4 protein-coding genes are annotated in these 2,904 nt (G+C 59.2%); all 4 read left to right on the forward strand.

Features of this window, described 5'->3' with window-relative positions; all coding sequences use genetic code 11:
• The coding region (locus tag ACJQWM_RS14175; protein WP_411306921.1) for a hypothetical protein at positions 1-492 on the forward strand (492 nt) is incomplete at its 5' end.
• Positions 493-562: 70 nt separating this feature from the next.
• Entirely contained in the window at positions 563-982 is a 420-nt protein-coding gene (locus tag ACJQWM_RS14180) for a VOC family protein (RefSeq protein ID WP_332708002.1), read from the forward strand.
• A gap of 40 nt (positions 983-1,022) precedes the next feature.
• Positions 1,023-1,541: a methyltransferase family protein gene (locus ACJQWM_RS14185; RefSeq protein ID WP_332708008.1), complete on the forward strand. Its 519-nt coding sequence runs from the start codon at positions 1,023-1,025 to the stop codon at positions 1,539-1,541.
• A gap of 211 nt (positions 1,542-1,752) precedes the next feature.
• Positions 1,753-2,460 (forward strand): DUF2306 domain-containing protein, encoded by a 708-nt coding sequence (locus ACJQWM_RS14190; RefSeq protein ID WP_332708004.1) that lies wholly within the window; start codon positions 1,753-1,755, stop codon positions 2,458-2,460.
• Positions 2,461-2,904 lie beyond the last annotated feature (444 nt).

Below are 2,904 nucleotides of genomic sequence, written 5' to 3' on the forward strand. Positions count from 1 at the left end.
GACAGCGATTGCACTCCAGCCTTGGGTTCCAATCACCGGTGCAATTCGAGTTGTCGGCGTGATAAAACATCGGTGTCAATAAAAACGGATGAAGTCCCAACCGCTTCGCGGTTCGGCTTAATTCAGGCGTTAGGCGCCCATTTCGGAGCAGTCGTGGCACAACCGTACTTGAACGATCTGGAAGCACTGGTCGCCGGCGAGCTGTCGGGCTTCTCTGGTCTAGTGTGCAAGCATTTCTTTGGCGGTGCCGCGTTGTACTCGAACATGAAAGTTTGCGCGTCGCTTACACCCGCCGGATTCGCCTTCAAGCTATCGAAGCATCGTTGCTCATATCTGATCGAGTCCGGAAAGGCTTCACCCCTGCGTTATTTTGAGAACTCGCCAGTCAAGAAAGGCTACGTTCTATCCCCGGATGCGAGTAACCTTAGCAAGGCTGCCGTAGTGAGTTACCTAAAAGAGTGTATGGCGCATGCAACCTCGCCCGGCGCCTAACAATTTATTCAAGCCGAAGGCACTTCGTGGCTCGGCTTAATTCAGGCGTTAGGCCTCAGGAAAAAGTGCTGTGGACCGACCTATCTTCCACCTGTCATTCCCGGTCCTGGACCTATCTGCGGCCAAGAGCTTCTACTGTGAAGCTCTTGATGCCACGGTCGGTCGAGATAACGGCGATTGGGCGGATATACTGCTGTTCGGGCACCAGCTCACGCTGCATAACCGGCCGAGTGAGGTGCTACCTCCAGACCAGCACGGTGTGCGCCACTTCGGAGCTATCTTGCCTTGGCAAGATTGGATAGCGCTGGGAGCCAAGCTCGAGAGACAAGGCTGCATCTTCCTGCGGCGACCCACCGTCTCTGGCACGGGCACCGCGCACGAGCATGGCAAGATGCTGCTCTGTGATCCCAGCAACAACGTCATTGAGATCAAGGCCTACCGCAATCTTGCTGCCGTGCTCGGCGCTCAACATGAGCCGGCTGAGGCCTAACAATTCATTCAAGCCGAACCCGCTTCGTCGCTTCAATCGAATGTGTCGTTGCTCAACCGCAACATCGGTTTGCGCGCTGCGGCTCGGCTTAATTCAGGAGTTAGGGCTCGCACCCATCTTCACGAGGGCCACCATTGCGTTTGTCGCGCTGCCAGGCAGCTTTGCGTACCTGGTGCCTGGCGCATGGGTGTGCCTTACGGGTCAAGCACTCCGCTGGCCGTACGGCTTGGCAACAATAGCCCTCGGCACCTTCGGTCTGTTGTGGTGCGTCCGAGACTTCTACGTATCGGGCAGGGGCACGCTTGCTCCGTGGGCGCCTCCGCAAACGCTGGTGGTCGTCGGTCTGTACCGCTACAGCCGCAATCCCATGTACGTGTGCGTCCTCGTCGTCCTGCTGGGTTGGGCCGTCTTGTTCGGTTCGGTTGGCTTGTTGGCCTATGCGTTCACCGTCGGGATCGCTTTCCACCTTCGCGTGGTGCTCGGTGAGGAGCCTTGGCTGGCCCGGACGCATGGTGCGGCTTGGCAGCAGTACACTCGCCGCGTCAGGCGTTGGTTCTAGGCCGCGGGGCGCGTGCATTGGACCCTAACAATTCATTCAAGCCGAGCCCGCTTCGTCGCTTCGTTCAAATGTGTCGTTGTTCCATTGCAGCAACTCACCGACTGGCACGTTGCGGGTCGGCTTAATTCAGGCGTTAGACCGCAACCGATGTGAACGGCTGTCGGACATGAAGGCGTCCCTGGTGAGCAATCACTGAGACAAGGAGGATGCAATGCGCGACGAAACGTATGATGCCGCTGGCGCCGTGATAGTGCCCGCCGCTCCACAAGAGGCAGCGGCCGAGATCGCCCGCCGATTCCCACGCATGCAGGCGGTCCTGCCCGCGGCTGCGCTCGTTGTCGGAAGCTACTATGTCGCCATGTGGGCCGCCCGTTACCTCACGCTCGACGCTGCCGTATACGGCAGCCGGTGGAGCTTGGCGCCGCTCGTCTTTCTGCATGTGCTCTTCGGCATCATCGCGCTGATGGTAGGACCGTTTCAGTTCTGGTCGGGGCTGCGGCGGTACAACCTCACGGTGCACCGATGGGTGGGACGCACCTATGTCGCTTCCGTAGCGGCGAGCGTGTTGTGTGCCGTGGCGCTTCTCATCCTGCGCGACCACAGCATCAACTTCCGGTTGGGGATCGGCGGCCTCTCGCTGGCGTGGGCTGGAACGACGAGCCTGGCGTTGGTTGCGATCCGGCGCCGGCTCATCGCGCAGCACCGCGAGTGGATGATCCGGAGCTACGTCGTAACGTTTGGATTCGTGTTGTTCCGGATCATTCTCGATGTTATGGGCGCGTATGAAGTCGGCACGCTACAGGAGCGGATCGCCGTTGCCAGCTGGGCTTGCTGGGCGGTTCCGCTGCTCATCACGGAGCTGATCCTCCAGGGGCGGCACGTCATCGCCGGCCGCGCGCGGCTACCCCTTCCCGGGTGAGCAAACCCGATTCTCCGGTCTAACCAGCCGCTGCAGTGGACACGGTGCGTGTGCAGATTTTCAGTTTCCGTGCTACTGAAGCCCGGAGTGGTTCACCGGTGCCGATGTCGCCCTGCGCCAGGCACGTTCGGCTCGGCTTAATTCAGGCGTTAGGCCCCACCCCGGCGCGATTTGGCAACTCAGGAGAAATATGATGACCCAGGTATCTGATTGAGCGTGAGATAGCCGGCGCCGGAGATATGTCAGAACAGGCACTCCGTGATGCATCAATCTTGTAGTACCTTCGATCCGTTCATAAGGAGATGCACAATGTGGTTTGCACTGCTTGTTCTTAGTTTGATCGCAGCGACGTCCCCCCGCTTTTGAGTAGCACGGCGATCTGGAGTCCAATCCCCAACGACAAGGAGATTGGACGTGAAGAAGCGCTTTTCCGAAGAACAAATC

The sequence above is a fragment of the Novilysobacter longmucuonensis genome (assembly GCF_046600735.1).
GTDB lineage: Bacteria > Pseudomonadota > Gammaproteobacteria > Xanthomonadales > Xanthomonadaceae > Novilysobacter_A > Novilysobacter_A longmucuonensis.